At 64.3% G+C, this 16842-nt stretch carries 16 protein-coding genes; 8 read left to right on the forward strand and 8 right to left on the reverse strand.

The annotated features are described in order from the left end of the window. The first annotated feature begins 840 nt into the window (after positions 1–840). Complete coding sequence (gene cphA, locus PG897_RS22080; RefSeq protein WP_201883102.1) at positions 841–1605, forward strand: CphA family subclass B2 metallo-beta-lactamase; 765 nt, start codon at positions 841–843, stop codon at positions 1603–1605. Positions 1606–1768: 163 nt separating this feature from the next. Continuing rightward, entirely contained in the window at positions 1769–3061 is a 1293-nt protein-coding gene (locus tag PG897_RS22085; RefSeq protein WP_043172083.1) for a lipopolysaccharide biosynthesis protein, read from the forward strand. A gap of 79 nt (positions 3062–3140) precedes the next feature. Here the strand turns inward: PG897_RS22085 and PG897_RS22090 are convergent, their stop codons facing one another. From PG897_RS22090 to PG897_RS22110, 5 genes are all read right to left on the reverse strand, one after another. Then, positions 3141–3572 (reverse strand): carboxymuconolactone decarboxylase family protein, encoded by a 432-nt coding sequence (locus PG897_RS22090; protein WP_043172086.1) that lies wholly within the window; start codon positions 3570–3572, stop codon positions 3141–3143. Beyond that, on the reverse strand, positions 3569–4210 hold the full coding sequence (locus PG897_RS22095) for an FMN-dependent NADH-azoreductase (protein WP_043172087.1): 642 nt from the start codon (positions 4208–4210) through the stop codon (positions 3569–3571). Before PG897_RS22095 ends, PG897_RS22090 begins: the two co-directional genes overlap by 4 nt. Continuing rightward, positions 4207–4641 (reverse strand): GNAT family N-acetyltransferase, encoded by a 435-nt coding sequence (locus PG897_RS22100; protein ID WP_201883101.1) that lies wholly within the window; start codon positions 4639–4641, stop codon positions 4207–4209. Before PG897_RS22100 ends, PG897_RS22095 begins: the two co-directional genes overlap by 4 nt. Positions 4642–4767: 126 nt before the next feature. After that, the gene (locus PG897_RS22105) at positions 4768–6015 is read right to left on the reverse strand and encodes a DEAD/DEAH box helicase (RefSeq protein ID WP_043172092.1); all 1248 of its coding nucleotides are present in this window, start codon (positions 6013–6015) and stop codon (positions 4768–4770) included. Positions 6016–6117: 102 nt separating this feature from the next. Continuing rightward, complete coding sequence (locus tag PG897_RS22110) at positions 6118–6987, reverse strand: LysR family transcriptional regulator (protein WP_017764057.1); 870 nt, start codon at positions 6985–6987, stop codon at positions 6118–6120. Between the two features lie 219 nt (positions 6988–7206). On the opposite strand from PG897_RS22110, the gene PG897_RS22115 reads away from it, so the two are divergent. Then, the gene (locus tag PG897_RS22115) at positions 7207–8439 is read left to right on the forward strand and encodes an MFS transporter (RefSeq protein ID WP_201883100.1); all 1233 of its coding nucleotides are present in this window, start codon (positions 7207–7209) and stop codon (positions 8437–8439) included. Positions 8440–8549: 110 nt separating this feature from the next. Here PG897_RS22115 and PG897_RS22120 read toward each other — a convergent pair whose 3' ends face one another. After that, on the reverse strand, positions 8550–9005 hold the full coding sequence (locus PG897_RS22120; RefSeq protein WP_019839883.1) for a hypothetical protein: 456 nt from the start codon (positions 9003–9005) through the stop codon (positions 8550–8552). 170 nt (positions 9006–9175) lie between these two features. Here PG897_RS22120 and PG897_RS22125 point away from each other — a divergent pair, with 170 nt between their 5' ends. Then, on the forward strand, positions 9176–10084 hold the full coding sequence (locus PG897_RS22125; RefSeq protein ID WP_017783810.1) for an SAM hydrolase/SAM-dependent halogenase family protein: 909 nt from the start codon (positions 9176–9178) through the stop codon (positions 10082–10084). A gap of 193 nt (positions 10085–10277) precedes the next feature. Further along, complete coding sequence (locus PG897_RS22130) at positions 10278–13328, forward strand: cytochrome c peroxidase (protein ID WP_270829421.1); 3051 nt, start codon at positions 10278–10280, stop codon at positions 13326–13328. A 69-nt stretch (positions 13329–13397) separates the two neighbouring features. Here PG897_RS22130 and PG897_RS22135 read toward each other — a convergent pair whose 3' ends face one another. Next, complete coding sequence (locus PG897_RS22135) at positions 13398–13691, reverse strand: hypothetical protein (protein ID WP_019839880.1); 294 nt, start codon at positions 13689–13691, stop codon at positions 13398–13400. A 145-nt stretch (positions 13692–13836) separates the two neighbouring features. Next, positions 13837–14397, reverse strand: a complete 561-nt coding sequence (locus PG897_RS22140; protein WP_005309014.1) for a carbonic anhydrase — start codon at positions 14395–14397, stop codon at positions 13837–13839. A gap of 230 nt (positions 14398–14627) precedes the next feature. Here PG897_RS22140 and PG897_RS22145 point away from each other — a divergent pair, with 230 nt between their 5' ends. The 3 genes from PG897_RS22145 to PG897_RS22155 all read left to right on the forward strand — a co-directional run bounded on the left by PG897_RS22145 (position 14628) and on the right by PG897_RS22155 (position 16683). Further along, positions 14628–15275 carry a ribonuclease T2 family protein gene (locus PG897_RS22145; RefSeq protein ID WP_043172101.1) on the forward strand — a complete coding sequence of 216 codons (648 nt, stop codon included), beginning with the start codon at positions 14628–14630 and terminating at the stop codon, positions 15273–15275. A 68-nt stretch (positions 15276–15343) separates the two neighbouring features. Further along, complete coding sequence (locus tag PG897_RS22150; protein ID WP_043172102.1) at positions 15344–15628, forward strand: Pathogenicity locus; 285 nt, start codon at positions 15344–15346, stop codon at positions 15626–15628. Continuing rightward, complete coding sequence (locus PG897_RS22155) at positions 15625–16683, forward strand: NAD(P)H-dependent flavin oxidoreductase (RefSeq protein ID WP_043172103.1); 1059 nt, start codon at positions 15625–15627, stop codon at positions 16681–16683. The genes PG897_RS22150 and PG897_RS22155 overlap by 4 nt, the downstream gene beginning before the upstream one ends. Positions 16684–16842: the final 159 nt, after the last annotated feature.

The raw sequence follows: 16842 nt of genomic DNA on the forward strand, positions 1-16842 counted from the left end.
AGGCAGCCTGTCAAGGTATTCGAAGAGTACCGTCAGGCGGCATAGGCGAGTGTCGCACTTCGAAGTTGAATTCGCGACATCCTTGTTTAATGACATACATAATTTGACTCTTATGAATGTTATTGAGGGTTGTTAAAATTGTCATTTATTTGGGTTGATTATGTGATCAGGGTCACCACTCGGGAGAAATGAACATTATGGAACTCACACTATTCTCGACAGCGGTACAGTTGTCAGCCGGACTTAATGGAAAAATCGTAGACTCGAATAGCGAAGGGCCGTAGGTTCGAATAGCGAAGCATATTCGGAAGATCGCGAGAGTAAGGGTGTTGAGGTGACGCTGATGTTCAGGGGTTCCTGCTTCTCTTGCTATCAGGATATTCGCGGTAAACGGACGATTACGCTGCGCTAATCGACCCTACATTATGGGACTTATTGTTACCTCCCCCTCATCCCCAGCCCTTCTCCCGCAAGGGGAGAAGGGGGCAAAACGGTTCAGCTGACAGTGCTTTACGTGCGAGGCACGGGTGGGGATGGGGCTTTGGAATTGGCACGGACCATCCCCTCTCCCTCGGGAGAGGGTTAGGGTGAGGGGTTGCTATCTGTGTTGTCGTTTCGTTTTGAGCCTTTACCTCTCTCCACTTCCCGCACCGTCAATCGCCATATTGGCGTGGCTCGCCGCCGATTCCCCCTGATTTTTTTCTGACTTCCCCCAGACTTCACCTTCTCTTCACACAACCCCATTTTCCCCTCACAAATCCCCCGTATCTTCTGCCCACTGATAAATGGGCCCGGCTTGTCACAGGGGTGGCGAGGGGCCGGTTGGAGTGAGGGAGCAAGATGATGAAAGGTTGGATAAAGTGCGGGCTGGCCGGGGCCCTGGTGCTGATGGCGAGTTTCTGGGGTGGCAGCGTGCGGGCGGCGGGGATGTCGCTGACGCAGGTGAGCGGCCCTGTCTATGTGGTGGAGGACAACTACTACGTCAAAGAGAACTCCATGGTCTATTTCGGGGCCAAGGGGGTGACTGTGGTGGGGGCGACCTGGACGCCGGATACCGCCCGCGAGTTGCACAAGCTGATCAAACGGGTCAGCCGCCAGCCGGTGCTGGAGGTGATCAACACCAACTACCACACCGACCGGGCTGGCGGTAACGCCTACTGGAAGTCCATCGGTGCCAAGGTGGTATCGACCCGCCAGACCCGGGATCTGATGAAGAGCGACTGGGCCGAGATTGTCGCCTTTACCCGCAAGGGGCTGCCGGAGTACCCGGACTTGCCGCTGGTGCTGCCCAACGTGGTGCACGAGGGCGACTTCACGCTGCAAGAGGGCAAGCTGCGCGCCTTCTACGCGGGCCCGGCCCATACGCCGGACGGCATCTTTGTCTACTTCCCCGACGAGCAGGTGCTCTATGGCAACTGCATCCTCAAGGAGAAGCTGGGCAACCTGAGCTTTGCCGATGTGAAGGCCTATCCGCAGACGCTTGAGCGGCTGAAAGCGATGAAGCTGCCGATCAAGACGGTGGTGGGCGGTCACGACTCGCCGCTGCATGGGCCTGAGCTTATCGATCACTACGAGGCGCTGATCAAGGCCGCGCCCCAGTCATAAGCCGCTGCGGCGGCAGCCGGAGGACGCGCTGGACGCACTAAAGAAGGCGCCCGGCCGGGCGTTTCTGGCAGGGGGACGCCCTTGCCCCCAGTTTCGGGCTGTTCAAGGGCGGCCCCCTTTCATAAGATGGGCCTCTCTTCACGCAGTTAGCGGGCCTTTCGTGATGTACGCAATTCAAGACGAACAACCCGATTCACTTGGCCGCCTCAAGCAGGCTTTCATCACCGGCATGTGGGCGTCCCTTGCCAGCATCATCATCGGCTTCGCCTTCAAGGTGTGGCTGGCGCAGTGGGTGGCCAAGGGGGATCTGGCGCTGTTCAACAGCGTGGTGGATTTGATCTCGCTGTCCCTCATCCTGATGACCGGCTTTCGCTCCTCCATGGTGGTGAGCTACTCCCAGACCAAAAACGATCGGGACATCATCAATATCTTCCGCTATTTCCTCATCGGCATGGTGCTGCTCACCTGGGGGCTGGTGATCCCCTACATCAAGCACGGGCTCCATATCCGGGCCGAATATCTGCAATTGGTGGGGGTCATCTTCGGGCTCGGGCTCAAGGTCTACTTCACCAATCTGGTGGCCATGTACCGGATGTACGGGATCTCCAACCGGGTCACCTGGCTGGAGCCGCTGGCCAATGGCCTGCTGTTTATGGCCTGCTATTTCGGGCTCGGGATGGAAGCTCTCCCTTCGCTCTTCTACGGGCTGACCTTCTCCTCGCTCGCCATCGCCGGCTACATGTATCTGCACCGGCGTAGGGCCATCGCCACCCGGCCGCTGGCCAGGGTCGAGCTTGGCCCCGAGATGCGCAGCTATGTGAAGAAGAGCTTTACCGCGTCCCTCGAGGCGGGGGCCAGCATCCTGATGATTTACATCACGGTACTGCTCACCATCCGCCACTTCAGCCTCGACGAGCTGGGGGATTTTCAGGTGGTGGTGCGCCCCATCTTCACCTACATGACCACCCTGTTCGTTTTCCCCATCTACCGCTTCGTGCTGCCTGAGCTGGCGGTCAATCTGCGCAGCGGCGATCACCGCCAGATCCGCCTGATCCGGCGCTGGATCTTCCGCCTCAGCGCCATCGTCAGCCTGGTGTTCTTTCTGGTGATGCTGCTGGCGGGCAAGCCGCTGGTGTCGCTGCTGTTCCCGGCCGACTATCTGGGGGCCGTGCCGGTGCTGCTGCACTTCTCCCTCTTCTTCATCTTCATGATGCTCAATGGCTACCAGCTTGCCTACATCAAGGCCCACGGCCACTTTACCCAGAGCCTGCTGATCCGCGCGGTGGGTATAGTGGCGCTGGTGGCGGCCTACTACCTGGTGGCCCGCTTCACCACCAACGTGGTGGCCATTATTGTGGCGCTGGGCCTCGGTTATCTGGTGATGTTCGTGCTCTCCACCCTGGCCGAGCAGCGCATCCTGCGGGCCCTGCCACCTGTGCTGGCCAGCCACGGGTAGCCGCCGGCCAGCCAATAAAAAACGCCCGCTTGGGCGTTTTTTATTGGGTCGCGAATACAGGCTAAGCGCCGTCTGCGGGTTACAGCAGCATGCCAACGGCCAGCCGGTTGAAGGCATTCATCAGGGCGGCCGCCAGGGTCAGGTCCGAGATCTCGCGATCGGAAAAGTGAGACTTGAGCGGAGCGTAGCGCTCGTCCGGTGCGCCTGTTTGATGGACATAAGTGAGCGTCTCGGCCCAGGCCAGGGCGGCGCGCTCGCGTTCGCTGAACAGGTCGCTGACCCGCCATCCCGCCAGACAATCGAGTTTTTGCTGCGACACCTCGCACTCGCGCAGCACCTTGGCGTGCATCCCTAGGCAGAAGGCGCAGCCGTTGATCTGCGAGATGCGCAGATAGACCAGCTCCAGCAAGGGGGCGCCGAGGGGGCCTGCGGCCAGGGCGTCGCTGGTGGCGCGCAGCCCTTGATAGGCCTCGGCTGACAGGGTGGAAAAGGGAAGTCTTGGCTGAGTCATGGCAGTACTCCAAGGTGGTGTGGATCGGCAAGCCGGCTAAACAGGGGCTGCTGCGCCAGCAGCGCGCGGTTGGTGTCGATGGTCTGGCGCACTGCCTCGTCACCGAACACCAGTCCCTGCAGATAGAAGAAATGGATGTTGAACAGCCCCAGGGTGTTGAGCGCATGGCGCAGGTAGGGGGTCAGAAAATCGGGTTGCCCGGCTCGCGGGCCCTGATGAAAGCCGCCCGATCCCACCAGGGCGTAGACGGGGCGGTCGGCCAGCAGCCCCAGCTTGCCCTCGGCACTCGACTGGAAGGTGCGATGGATGCGCAGCACATAGTCAATCCACAGCTTGAGGGCGGCTGGCAGGGTGAAGTTGTGCAGCGGGGTGGCGATGAGCAGGGCATCGCTCTGCTCCAGCTCCCGGATCAGCGTCTCGGAGAGGGCCAGCTCGGGGGCGTCAAAGGGGGTGGCTGTGGTCAGCGCCTGCACATAGGCCTGGCTCAGGGCCGGCAGGGGGTCAGTGCCAACAGGGCGTTCGACCAGTGCGAGGGCCGGGTGCGCTTGCCGCAGACAGGCCACCAGATCCAGCGCCAACCGGTTGGCGTGAGAGGCAGCTCCCTGGGCGCTGGCATTGATCAGCAGTACCTGGTTCATGGGCGCAGATCCTCGCAAAAGTGCATCCCGCGGGAGAGCAACCCGCAGCGAAAGTAGAAACGCTGGGCCAGCGCATTGTGCAGGCCGGTATCGAGCACCAGGTGATCGCACCCCAGTCGCATGGCTTCGGCGCGCACGGCGTCCAGGAGCTGCGCCCCCAGGCCGCTGCGCTGCAGGTCGGGACTGACGATGAGATCGTCGATATAGACAAAGCGCCCGTAGATGAGGTTCTCCTGCAGGCGATAGCCGGCCAGGCCGACGATGCGTTCGGCGTCCCGCGCGGCCAGCAGGCGATAGCCTTGTTGTGCCTGCCTGGTGAGCTGCGCCACATAGCGCTCCGGGCTGCTGAGGTGGGGACGCAGCTGCTGCATCAGGGTGAAGCTGGCGGCAAAGGCCACTTCGTCGTCGAGGGGGTGGAGGGTGTGTGCCACATCGGGTGTCCATGCTGGGGTGATGAGGCACTGTATGCCCGTCATGGACCCGGTCACAGGGCCAAAAAAGGTGTAAATGAGTAGGCCATGTGGCCGTGCGGAGGGAGCCTGGGCTCCCTCACCGGATCAGCGGCGGGCCTTGCTCTTGTTGCCTGCAAGCGCCTGCTTTCTGGCGCGCTGCTTCTGGGCTGCCTTGCTGCTGCGGCGCGGTTCGGGCTCGAAGCGGGTCAGATCCGGTTCAAAGCCCGGGAACCACTGCTGGGGCAAGCGGGTGTCGAGCACCGCCTCCACCTTCTCTAGCAGCGGCGCATCTTCCGGGCTGAACAGTGTGATGGCGAGCCCCTTGTTGCCGGCGCGACCGGTGCGACCGATGCGGTGCACGTAATCCTCCGCCACAAACGGGAATTCCATATTGATCACGTAGTTGAGATCCGTGATATCGAGGCCGCGGGCCGCCACGTCGGTGGCAACCAGCGCCTGCAGGGTGCCGGCGCGAAACTCCAGCAGCACCTTCTCCCGCGCCCCTTGTGACAGGTCACCGTGGAAGGCCAGCGCATTGATGCCGGCCTTGCCGAGCTGCTGGGCCAGCTTGTCGGCCCCCTGGCGGGTGCGGCTGAAGATCAGCGCCGGCGCCCAGCCCTTCACTGTGAGCATGTGTTCGACCAGCGCCAGCTTGCGATCGCTGTCCACCGTATAGACCCGCTGCTCCACCTCGGCTGCCGTGGTGTTGCGCGGTGCCACTTCAATCAGTGCCGGGTCGCGCAGCAGCACCTTGCTCAAGGCAAACAGGTTGTCGTCGCAGGTGGCCGAAAAGAGCAGGGTCTGGCGATCCGCCGGGATCTGTTTGAGCAGCGCCTTGATCTCGTCCATAAAGCCCATGTCAAGCATGCGATCCGCCTCGTCAAACACCAGATGGCGCAGCGCCGCCAGACTTAAGGCCCCCTGGCGCAGATGGTCGAGCAGCCGGCCCGGGGTGGCGATCAGGATATCCACGCCGTTTTTCAATGCCTCCACCTGCGCCGCGATACTCACCCCGCCGTAGACCAGCGTGCTGGTGAGGTTGGTACCCTTGGCGTAGCGCGTGACGCTCTCATGTACCTGCACCGCCAGCTCGCGGGTCGGCACCAGCACCAGGGCGCGGATGGGGCGGGGGGCATCGCTCGTCGGGTGTTGCAGCAACTGCTCCAGCAGCGGCAGCACGAAGGCGGCGGTCTTGCCGGTGCCGGTCTGGGCACCCGCCATCAGATCGCGCCCCGCCAGGATGACCGGGATGGCGCCGGCCTGCACCGGGGTCGGCACGGCGTAGCCAAGCTCGGTCAGGGTCTGCTGCAGGCGGGGGGAGAGCGCCAGGTCGGCGAAGGAGGCAATGGACATAAGGGTACCCGTCGGGATGGGCGCGGCCACGCCGCGCTGGAAACAGTCTTGATGGCCGGCATGGTAACAGATGCGGGGCCGCGGGCAGAAGGCGCCGCCGGCTCAGCGGCAGTGAAACACCTCTTCCAGTGCGTCCACCACGGCGCGCACCCGGCTGGCTTTTTGTAAGTCGGGGTGGAGCACCAGCCAGATGTCGACCGGATCGCACAGGGTGGGCAGCACGCGCACCAGTTCCGGCTCCTTGTCCGCCAGAAAGGTGGAGAGCAGGGCGATGCCGAGCCCCTGACGAGCGGCCGCCAGCAACAGCAGCTGGGCATTGCACTGCAGCACCACGTTGGGTTCGTGCAGCGGCTCCCCGCACAGACTGTGCCAGTGGCGGGAGACCAGCTCCCTGGCAAACAGCAGCAGGGCATGCTGGCTGAGAGCGTGGCCGCTCTTGGGCGTGCCGTGGCGGGCCAGATAGTCGCGGGAGGCGTAGAGCCCCATCTCTATGGTGGTTAGGCGCTTGATCACCAGCTCGTCGTTGTCCGGGCGCAGCCCGCGGATGGCGAGATCGGCCTCCCGGTAGGCGATGTCGCTGACGCTGACCGCGGTCTGCAGGCTGAGTCGGATGCCGGGATGGCGCTCGCGCAGCAGGGTGAGGGCGGGCAAAACGAAGGCCTGGGCCAGGGTGTCGGTGGTGGCGATGCGCACCTCGCCACACAGGCTCTGATCGCCGGCGCTCGCCTTGCGTTCGATGGCCTTGATGGCCTGCTCCATGGCGCTGGCATCCGCCAGCATGGCCTCGCCGAGGGGGCTGAGATCATAGAGCTTGGGGGTGCGGATAAAGAGTTTGGAGCCGAGGTTCTGCTCCAACGCCGTGATGCGGCGCCCCACGGTGGCCTGATCGACCCCCAGTACGCCGGCGGCGCCGCGCAGGGTGCCCTGCCGTGCCAGTGCCAGAAAAAACCGCGCGTCGTCCCAGTTGATCATCGAGCCTCCCGTTTGTCAGCCCCTGTTGGAGCTTGCTCATTAGAAGCCAGCGCCGGCGGGAGCACAAGGCGAGAGTGCCCTTGTCGACATGCAGATAGATGCCACTGACATGCATTATTGAAGCAGGCTGATGCATTTGTGTCGCTGTCGAGGGGCGGCGGCGGGCGCTATCATGGCGTCTCTCGTCAGCGGTCTTGCCCGCCCTCATCGGAGCCTTGCATGTCATCATCTCTCTGTGCCGCCGCCCCCTCTGCGGCGGCTACCTCCCATCGCGCCATCCTGCTGTTTCTGCCGCTGGCGCTGATGTCGGCGCTGCTCAACAGCAGCGTGCCCACCCCCCTCTATCCCCACTATCAGCAGGCGCTGGCCCTGAGCGATGTGAGCCTAACCCTCATCTATGGCGGCTATGCGGGCGGGGTGCTGATCTCCCTGTTCGGGGTGGGCAATCTGGCGGGCAGGGTGAGCGACCTGCGCGCCATGATCCTGCCGGCCCTGCTGGCGGTACTGGGGGGCGCCCTGCTGTTCTCCCTCGCGGACTCCTTCTGGTCGCTATTGCTGGCGCGGGTGCTGGCCGGGATCGGCACCGGCGCCCTGACCGGCGCCGCCAACGTGGCTCTGCTGCGCTTTGGCCCGCGCGATGGCGGCAAGCGGGCCGCCCTCAGCGCGACCCTCTCCTTCACCGCCGGGCTGGCACTCGGCCCGGTGTTCAGCGGGTTGGCGCTGCAGCTGGAGTGCTATCCGACCCAACTGCCCTTCCTGCTCATCATGGGGCTGGCGGCCTGCGCCATGGCGGGGGTGGCATTGAGCTGGCCCGCCAGCGCGCAAGGGGCGCCTGCTGCGACAACGCAGCAGGGCAGGGGATCGCTGGGGGAGGGGCTCAAGGCCACCGGGGCGGCTTTCTTTATTTGTGCACTGGCGCTGTTTACCGCCTGGGCGGTGGCGGCCAGCCTGCTGGCCATCGGCCCCAAGGTGGCGAGCCAGCTGCTGGGGCTGCGGGATCTGGGTCTGTTCGGCTATCTCATCGCGGCCTACATGGTGCTCTCCGGCCTTTGCCAGCTCTGGGCCCGTCGGCTCGATGCCCGTCACACCCTGCAAAGCGGCGCCCTGGCGCTGGCGATCTGCATGCTGCTGTTTGCTGGCGCCGTGCATGCCCAGTCGTGGTGGCTGGCGGTGGTCGGTTTGCTGGTGGCCGGTTACGCCCAGGGTGCGGTGTTCGTCGGCAGTGCGACCCTGGTCAACCGCATCGCGCCGGCTGCCAGCCACGCCCGGCTGGTGTCGCTCTTCTACGTGATCGCCTATGTGGCGAACTGGGTGCCTGTGTTGCTGGGCTGGGTCAGCGATGGTGCCGGCGTGCAGGCGGCGGTGGATCTGCTCACCGTCGGCAGCGTGCTGATCAGCCTGGGGCTGGCCTGGGCGGCCTGGCGCACCCGCTTCGAGCCGGCTGCCGGCTAGCGTGACTCAGTCGGCCAGCAACACCCGCTCGGCTGACAGATGGTGCATCCATTCGCGCAGGATCAAGAGGGCGGCGGCAAAGCGCCGGGTCTTGGGCAGGCTAGTGTGATTCAGTCGGCCAGCACTACCCGCTCGGCCGACAGATGGTGCATCCATTCGCGCAGGATCAAGAGGGCAGCGGCAAAGCGCCGGGTTTTGGGCAAGTTGGCTGCGGCCAGCGGGTCACCTTCCACCATGGCGGCAAACTGACCGAACAGCTGCTCCAGACTCTCCCGGCTCAGTTCACGACTGCCGAGCGCCTCGGCCAGCGGCAGCGGCGCCTGCAGGGTCACCACTTCATGGGGCGGCACCTCGGCAGCCAGCGGCATCAGCACGTCCTCCACCACCATGATGGCCTGCTCCAGCTCCAGCGCGCTCGGTGGATCCCGGCGAAACGGGCCCGGCGTCATGGCCTCGAGGCCGAAGCCCAAGTCGCGGGTGAAGCGGGTGCCGTCGGCCCGGGTCAGCTGCAGCTGGCTGCTGTGCTCCCCCAGGCTGAGCAGGATGGCGGTCTGGTTGCGGGTCATGGGGTCTCCTTGTAGCGGTCGCGACTCTGCCTTATCCATACACCCGCCGCGACCGGCTGGCGAGGGCTTTCGGCACCCCCCATCCGGGGAATACGGCTTGCAATATGTGGTTGTGATGGCATTCTGGATGTCTAGATGGTTATTTTGTCGTTACCTTCAGGAGTTCAGATATGGATATTCGTACCGCCCCCCGTGCGCTTGCGCTCGCCCTGTTGCTGGCCAGCGGCCTTGCCACCGCCAACGAGGCGCTGGTGATCCAGACCGACTTTGGTCTCAAGGATGGTGCCGTCTCGGCCATGAAGGGGGTCGCCTTCGGAGTGGATCGCACCCTGCCGCTCTATGACCTGACCCACGAGATCCCGGCCTACAACATCTGGGAAGCCTCCTACCGCCTCTATCAGACCCTGCAGTACTGGCCCAAGGGGACAGTGTTCGTCAGCGTGGTGGATCCGGGGGTCGGTACCGATCGCAAGTCGGTGGTGCTCAAGACCAAGAGCGGCCACTACATCGTCAGCCCGGACAACGGCACCCTGACTCTGGTGGCGGAGCACTTCGGCATCGATACCGTGCGCCAGATCGACGAGAAGACCAACCGCCTCAAGGGCTCCGAGAAGTCCTACACCTTCCACGGCCGCGACGTCTACGCCTACACCGGCGCCCGCCTCGCCTCCGGAGCCATCAGCTATGAGCAGGTAGGGCCCAAGCTGCCGGCCGAGGTGGTGAAGATCCCCTATCAGCCTGCGGTGGCCGAGCAGGATGGCACCCTCAAGGGCACCATTCCGATCCTGGACGTGCAGTACGGCAACGTCTGGACCAACATCGACGACAGCCTGCTGACCAAGGCGGGGATCAACAAGGGCGACAACGCCTGCATCAAGATCAGCGAAGGGGATGCACTGAAATACGAGGGCAAGGCCCCCTATGTCAGCAGCTTTGGCGATGTGCCGGAAGGCCAGCCGCTGGTCTACCTCAACAGCCTGCTGCAGGTATCGGTGGCACTGAACATGGACAGCTTCGCCGCCCAACATCAGGTGCAATCCGGCGCCAACTGGCATATCAGCCTGAAGAAGTGCTCCTGATCGCGAGCTGAAGTTGCCGGGTGACCGGTACACGGAGATAAAGAGGGCAGGCATCGATGGATGCCTGCCCTCTTGTCATGGCGCCCGAGGCAGGATGGTTGTTGTCAAAACACATATTTGCAAGGTGATATTGATAATGATTGTCATTTGGCTGGATAATCGCCGACTCCTCAGACCACTCACCCTTTGCACGATGAAAACCAGCCTCTTACTGGTCAGCCTGCTGATCCTGACCGCCTGCAATGACAACCATAGCCAGGCGCCCGTTCCCTCTGTGCCGGTGGTGACGCCGCCCGTGGTAGAGCCGCCGGTAGAACCTCCGGTGGTGACGCCACCCACAGAGCCGCCGGTGGAGCCGGTACCGACCCATACCCGCAGCGAGTTGACCGTGCGGCTCGATGTGACGACCCGTCTGGGGCAGGGGGCCACCCTGCTGCTGCGCCAGGCCGCTACCGGCATTGTGGTAAGTGGGGAGCTGGGGCAGGAGAGCTCCTTGGTCATGACGCTGCCGGCCGGTTTGCTGCTGGATCAGCCGCTGGAGCTGGTGGGGAGCGACGGCAGTTATATTCTGCGCGCCGCGACGGCCCGGGTGGCCGATCTCGGTGCCACGGCACTGTCGGCCCGCCGCGCTGACGCACCTTCCTTGCGACTGGATGAAGAGGAGACGGCGCTGTTCCTGCTGGCCGACCGCAATGGAGACGGCACCCTCGATCAGAGCGAGTGGGGGCAACTGGCAGAGATCCGTCTGCAACAGCAAACACTCATCCAGGACTATGCAGCCCTGTTGCTGGCCCAGCGCCAGCCGGGGGCCGAGCTCAACTATCCGGACAGCTGGCAGATGCTGCTGGCCCTGCGTGCCGATCAGGGGGAGCGTAGCTGGTATCGGCGCAGCAACAGCAGCCCCATCGAGGCGGCGAGGCAGCTGCTCTATCCCGCCCAACCCAGCCAGCCCGACGAGCCGGAGACGGCCGAGCTGCTGCGCCTTGATGAGCAGGGCCGGCTGACGAGCGGCACTGACTGGCGTTGCCTGCACGATGTGCGCAGCCCCGCCGGGGTCAAGGGCAGTCAGTACTGGTTGCACGCCAGCGGCAGCAGCATCTTGCCGCAGAGCAGCCGTGCCGGGCTGGGAGTGGTGCCGACCGGCTGCGGACGCGGTGACTGGCGACTGCCTGGCCTGGCCGAATTTGAACGGCTGCTGGCGGCGGACAAGCAGAGTTGGCGCTACCCCCACACCTTTGCTCTGGCAGTGCCGACCCGGATCTGGCTGCAGGACGGCGCCGGCCGCCCCGCTCTTTACCAACCCGCCACGGGCAGCTGGCTCGAGGAGGGGGAGGGCAGCGTGCTCTGGTATGCGCTGGCGCCCTATCCGGTACGCCCTTCGGTCATCCGTGACGACAGCATGCCCGACATGGCCGCCCTGCGCGCCCAGTATGCCGGCCCTGCCACCCAATGGCCGGCCGCCAGGGTCGATGAGGGGGTCGAGTGGCAGGAGCTGGGGCCGCTGCCGGCGGTCCCCTTCCCGGCCGACAACCCTTACAGCCGGGCCAAGGTGGTGCTGGGCCAACAACTGTTCTTCGACAAGCGGCTCTCCCGGGCGCAAGACATCAGCTGTGCCAGCTGCCACGATCCGCAAAAGGGGTGGAGCGACGGGCTGAGCGTCTCGGTGGGCCATCAGGGGCAGAAGGGGACCCGCAACGCTCCCTCCATCCTCAACAGTGCTTTCAGCAGCAGCCAGTTCTGGGATGGCCGGGTCGGTTCCCTTGAAGAGCAGTCGCTGCACCCCATCCAGAATCCGGTGGAGATGGCGCTGGATCACGACGAACTGCTGGCGCGTCTGCGGGCCAGCCGCGACTACCCGGCGGCCTTTGCCACGGCGTTCGGTGACGAGGGGATCAGCCTGGAGCGGATCGCCAAGGCGATCGCCACCTTCGAGCGCACCATCATCAGCCGCGACAGCGACTTCGAGCGCTTCGTCCAAGGCGACGGGCAGGCCCTAAGCGACAAGGCGCTGTGGGGGATGCACCTCTATCGCACCGATGGCCGTTGCATGAACTGCCACTCCGGGCCGTTGCTGAGCCAGTACCGGTTCGAGAGCGTGGGGCTGGCCTACTATGGTCGCAATCAGGAAGACCGTGGCCGTTTCCTGCACACCCGCCAAAAGGCAGACATGGGGCGCTTCAAGACCCCCAGCCTGCGGGATGTGGCATTTACCGCACCTTATATGCACAACGGGGTCTTCCCCATCCTGGCGCAGCGTATCGGCAGTTCCGTGCAGGGGGTGGTGGCCATGTACAACTTCGGGGTGACCAAGTGGAGCAGCGGGGTGGGCTTCCCGACCGGGGTTGCGCAGTACGATCCCTTCTTCCCGCAAGCCTCCGATCACCTGCATGCGCTCGGTCTCTCCAACGACGAGCTGGATGCCATCGGTGAGTTCCTGCGTAGCGTGTCTGCCGAGCCGAGGCGCACTCCGGCCACGGTCGCCGAGCTCGGATTGAGCGGGGTGGCTGACGAGGCGCCGGTGTCTGCCATCGTGATCGATCTGCAGGTGACGCCGGCAGCCCCCCGGCTGGAAGTGGGCCAGGCGCTGGCTCTGCAGGCCGAACTGCGGCTGAGCGATGGCACGCGCAATCCGGCGCAGGGCCCCTTGCAGTGGCGCAGCATGACGCCGGAGCGGGTCAGCGTCGACGGCGATGGAGTGCTGCGCGCTCTGGCGGTGGGGCCGGCCCGGGTGCAGGTGAGCACGGGCGAGCGGATGCTGGAACTGGCGGTGCAGGTGGTGGATGCCCAGCCCGATTTCAGCCAGGGTTGCCGTCATCCCGAGCTGGTGGCGGGCGAGCTGATCTTCGTCTGCCCCCTGACTCGCGCGGAAGCGGACCGGCTGGCGCTGGCGTACGACGGCAGTGCCAGGGATGAGGATGGGGATTACAACCCCTTCCCCCACGACTACGTGGTGATGAGCCAGGAGCGGGCTCGCGACTACTGCCAGCAGCTGGTGGCGCGTGGCCACGATGATTGGCGCCTGCCGGCGGCCAGGGAGCTGACGGCGCTGTTTACCGCCTATCATCAGGTCGGTGAGGAGATGAAGCTGCTGACGGAGCAGGGCTGGCCGCTCTACAGCCGGCTCTGGAGCAGCGATGCCCCCAACGACGACGGGGAGGCCCCTCTGCTCGATCCGGGCAGCGGCGAGCTCATCACGGATCTGCCGCAAGAGGCTCACGGCGTCGCCTGCGTGCGGGCACGTTAGAGGAACTCGAGTCATGATCTCGACAAGGGCGCTGCGGCGCCCTTTTCATGGCCGGTTCTGCGGTGAGCCTTACTGCCCCTTGAGTGGTGCGGCTGCGGGTTGAAGCCGGATGGGCTGGGGTGGCAGCTCGCGCACGCTTACCACCACCTCATAGCGTTTGTCGGCTTCGGCCGGCGGAATGTTCTTGAACAGCGCCTGGGCGGTGGCCTGAGGATCCTGGCCCAGCTTGCTGGCGTGATAGAGGGAGGCGGGTAACGCCGGCGGGCGCGTGTCGGGACGACCGGCTGGCGGGGCTGGCAGTTCGCAGGCCTGGGCCGACAGGCTGGCAAGCAGCAGGGTGAGTGCGAGGGGGTAACGTGACATGGGGATGACTCCATCCAGGGAAGATGGCCCATCAAACGCCAGGCGGACCGCTATCTCAACGGCTTTTACGCTCCCTTTTCACCCTCTTTACAGTCATGACAACGGGCGCCTTGGCGCCCGTTGTGGATCCTGTCAACCGCGGGACTCAGAACTCGTTGGAGAGCGCCTTGTACCCCTTGACCAGATCGATGTTGGTGTGGGCCACGTCCTCGGAGAACTCGGCGGCATCCACCGAGACTCGAGGGATATGGTCCAGATCGCTCTGCTGGTTGATGCGGGTGGTGGAGGGGACGTAGAACTCCGGCGGCAGATCGCAGCCGTCCACCACCGAGTTGTGACGCACCACGGCGCCGTCACCGATGTGGCAGTTGAAGAGCACGCTGTTGAAGCCGATGAACACCCGGTTACCCACTTCGCACGGGCCGTGGACTATGCTGCGGTGGGCGATGGAGGTGTACTCGCCGATGGTAACCGCCGCGCCGGACTTGGAGTGGATGACGACCCCGTCCTGAATGTTGGAGTTGGCGCCGATGACGATGGGCTCCATGTCGCCGCTGGCATCCACCTCGTCGGCGCGGATCACCGCATAGGGGCCGACAAACACGTTCTCCTTGATGATCACCTTGCCACAGATGATGGCTGTCTTGTCGATATAGGCTGACTCGTCGATGACCGGCAGATGGCCGGAGGGATTCTTGCGGATCATGTTACATCCTGTTGAAGAGGAAAGCGGACGGGAAACAGGCCGGACGTGCGGGCCCGCCGGAGAGTCAGCTTACGCCTCGGCGCCGGGAGGGGAAACCCTTTACTGGTCTGACCCCGACATTGGCCGGCGCCCCGGCAGGGTGTTCCCTTTGGGCAAAATATGGGAGCATGGCCGTTCCCGAGGGCGAAACGGCCCGCTCGACACTATTTGCATAACCCTGGATATCCAAGATGAAGAAGATTGTTGTGCTGCTCGGCATGCTGCTGGCCCCCTGGTTCTCCTCTGCCGTTCAGGCCAAAGGGGAGGCCGGCGCGTTTGATTATTACGCCATGGCGCTCTCCTGGTCACCAGAGCACTGCGCCATCAAGCCGGCCGACCGGGACCAATGTTCCCGCCAGCTGGGATTCGTGCTACACGGGCTCTGGCCCCAGTACCAGCGCGGCTACCCGAGCAGCTGTACCCGCGAGCGGCTGGATCCTGCGATGGAGCAGCAATTTGCCGGCCTCTATCCCAGCCGCTTTCTCTATCGCCATGAGTGGGAGAAGCACGGCACCTGTTCGGGCCTGAGCCAGCGCGATTTTCATCAGCTGGCCAGCGACCTGCGCCAGAAGGTGAAGATCCCGGCCGCCTATCAGTCTCCCGCCGAGCCGCTGCGCAAGAGCCGCTTCCAGCTCAAGGCGGATCTGGCCAGTGCCAACGACTGGCTGGCGCCGGACAACATCACGGTGGCCTGCGCCGACGGTGGCCGCTTCCTGCGGGAGGTCTATATCTGCCTCAACAAGGAGGGGACCGATGCCGTCACCTGCTCCGACGAGATGCAAAAGCGCGAGTTGCGCTCCTGCGGCCAGCCGGACTTCCTGCTGCGCAGCGTACGTTGACCACTTGTCTTCATCAGGCCCCTCGCGGGCCTGATGTGCAATGAGGGTATGGGAAAGGAGTCTTATCAATGAAGAGCAAGCAAGGATTTTCGGGTGAAGAACGGGCGCTGCTGCTCGGCGTGAAAGGGGTGGGGCCCACCGTCATCGGGCGGCTTGAACAGCTTGGCTACCACACTCTGGCGCAATTGGCCGCGGCCGACACTAGCCATATCGTGCAACTGGTGGCCAGCATGCTGGGCTCGACCTGCTGGCAGAACAGTCCGCAGGCCCGCGCGGCCATCGATGGGGCCATCGCCCTGGCGCGCAGCCAGGTCGGCGGCGTCACTCCCGAGCGGCAAGAGGCGACATCATGACGCTGTTTGCCGAACTGGGGATGCGCTATCCCATCATTCAGGCCCCCATGGCCGGTGTGCAGGACAGCGCGCTGGCCCTGGCCGTGACTCGGGCCGGTGCTCTGGGCTCATTGCCCGCGGCCATGCTGAGCCTCGCCACCTTGCGCGAAGAGCTGAGCCGGCTGACGGCAAGCGGGGGGCCATTCAACATCAACTTCTTCTGTCACCGGCAGGAGGCGCCGGATCCCGCCACCCAGGCCCGCTGGCTGCAGCGGCTGGCGCCCTACTATGACGAATACGGCGTGCGCGACACTGCCGGCACAGCCGCCCCTAGCCGGGCCCCGTTCAATGCCGAACATGCCGCCATGCTGGCCGAGTTCAAACCGGCCGTGGTCAGTTTCCACTTCGGGCTGCCCGAGCCCGAATTGCTGGCCCGGGTGAAAACCAGCGGGGCCAAGATATTGGCCAGCGCCACCACGGTCGCAGAAGCCCGCTGGCTCGCCGATCATGGCGCCGATGCCATCATTGCCCAGGGGCTGGAGGCCGGCGGTCATCGCGGTCATTTCCTCGAGGACGATCTCAGCCTGCAGCAGGGCACCTTTACCCTGTTGCCACAAATAGTCGAGGCTGTGAGGCTGCCGGTCATCGCCGCCGGCGGCATTGTCGATGGTGTCGGCATTCGCGCCGCACTGGCGCTGGGGGCCAGCGCAGTGCAGATGGGCACCGCCTTTCTCTGTTGTCATGAAGCCACCACCTCAACCCTGCATCGGGCGGCGCTGCACTCGCCGGCGGGACATCACACGGCGCTGACCAACCTGTTCAGTGGTCGCCCGGCCCGCGGCATCGTCAATCGCGTGATGCGAGAGTTGGGCCCGCTGTCCGAAGCCGTGCCTGCCTTTCCTCATGCCAGTGGCGCCCTGGCCCCACTGCGCAGTGCGGCCGAACAACGGGGAGATGCAGGGTGCTCGCCGCTCTGGGCTGGCCAGAATGTCTCCGGTTGCCGTGACTGGCCGGCTGCCGAGCTGATCTCGCTTTGGGTAAAAGAAGCAGGGTTGGCTGACGTTATGCCTAGATAGCAAGCCAAAGCGGGCGCTGGCTCGGGTGGGAGGTCAGAAAAGAGGGGGAGAAGAGGACTCGGATCCCCTGTTTTACTCGCTATCTGTGGATAAGTTTGTATAAAAGCTGTGCTTGGATATGAATAACTAAAAAAGTGCAGTTTTTTGCAATTTTATTGC

Origin of the sequence: Aeromonas sp. QDB20, from assembly GCF_027707805.1 — a bacterium.
GTDB lineage: Bacteria > Pseudomonadota > Gammaproteobacteria > Enterobacterales > Aeromonadaceae > Aeromonas > Aeromonas dhakensis.

Bases quoted from the DNA above. Each gene is read 5' to 3' on its own strand.
- cphA (WP_201883102.1), top strand. From the start codon at position 841: ATGATGAAAGGTTGGATAAAGTGCGGGCTGGCCGGGGCCCTGGTGCTG.
- PG897_RS22085 (WP_043172083.1), top strand. From the start codon at position 1,769: ATGTACGCAATTCAAGACGAACAACCCGATTCACTTGGCCGCCTCAAG.
- PG897_RS22090 (WP_043172086.1), bottom strand. From the start codon at position 3,572: ATGACTCAGCCAAGACTTCCCTTTTCCACCCTGTCAGCCGAGGCCTAT.
- PG897_RS22095 (WP_043172087.1), bottom strand. From the start codon at position 4,210: ATGAACCAGGTACTGCTGATCAATGCCAGCGCCCAGGGAGCTGCCTCT.
- PG897_RS22105 (WP_043172092.1), bottom strand. From the start codon at position 6,015: ATGTCCATTGCCTCCTTCGCCGACCTGGCGCTCTCCCCCCGCCTGCAG.
- PG897_RS22110 (WP_017764057.1), bottom strand. From the start codon at position 6,987: ATGATCAACTGGGACGACGCGCGGTTTTTTCTGGCACTGGCACGGCAG.
- PG897_RS22115 (WP_201883100.1), top strand. From the start codon at position 7,207: ATGTCATCATCTCTCTGTGCCGCCGCCCCCTCTGCGGCGGCTACCTCC.
- PG897_RS22120 (WP_019839883.1), bottom strand. From the start codon at position 9,005: ATGACCCGCAACCAGACCGCCATCCTGCTCAGCCTGGGGGAGCACAGC.
- PG897_RS22125 (WP_017783810.1), top strand. From the start codon at position 9,176: ATGGATATTCGTACCGCCCCCCGTGCGCTTGCGCTCGCCCTGTTGCTG.
- PG897_RS22130 (WP_270829421.1), top strand. From the start codon at position 10,278: ATGAAAACCAGCCTCTTACTGGTCAGCCTGCTGATCCTGACCGCCTGC.
- PG897_RS22135 (WP_019839880.1), bottom strand. From the start codon at position 13,691: ATGTCACGTTACCCCCTCGCACTCACCCTGCTGCTTGCCAGCCTGTCG.
- PG897_RS22140 (WP_005309014.1), bottom strand. From the start codon at position 14,397: ATGATCCGCAAGAATCCCTCCGGCCATCTGCCGGTCATCGACGAGTCA.
- PG897_RS22145 (WP_043172101.1), top strand. From the start codon at position 14,628: ATGAAGAAGATTGTTGTGCTGCTCGGCATGCTGCTGGCCCCCTGGTTC.
- PG897_RS22150 (WP_043172102.1), top strand. From the start codon at position 15,344: ATGAAGAGCAAGCAAGGATTTTCGGGTGAAGAACGGGCGCTGCTGCTC.
- PG897_RS22155 (WP_043172103.1), top strand. From the start codon at position 15,625: ATGACGCTGTTTGCCGAACTGGGGATGCGCTATCCCATCATTCAGGCC.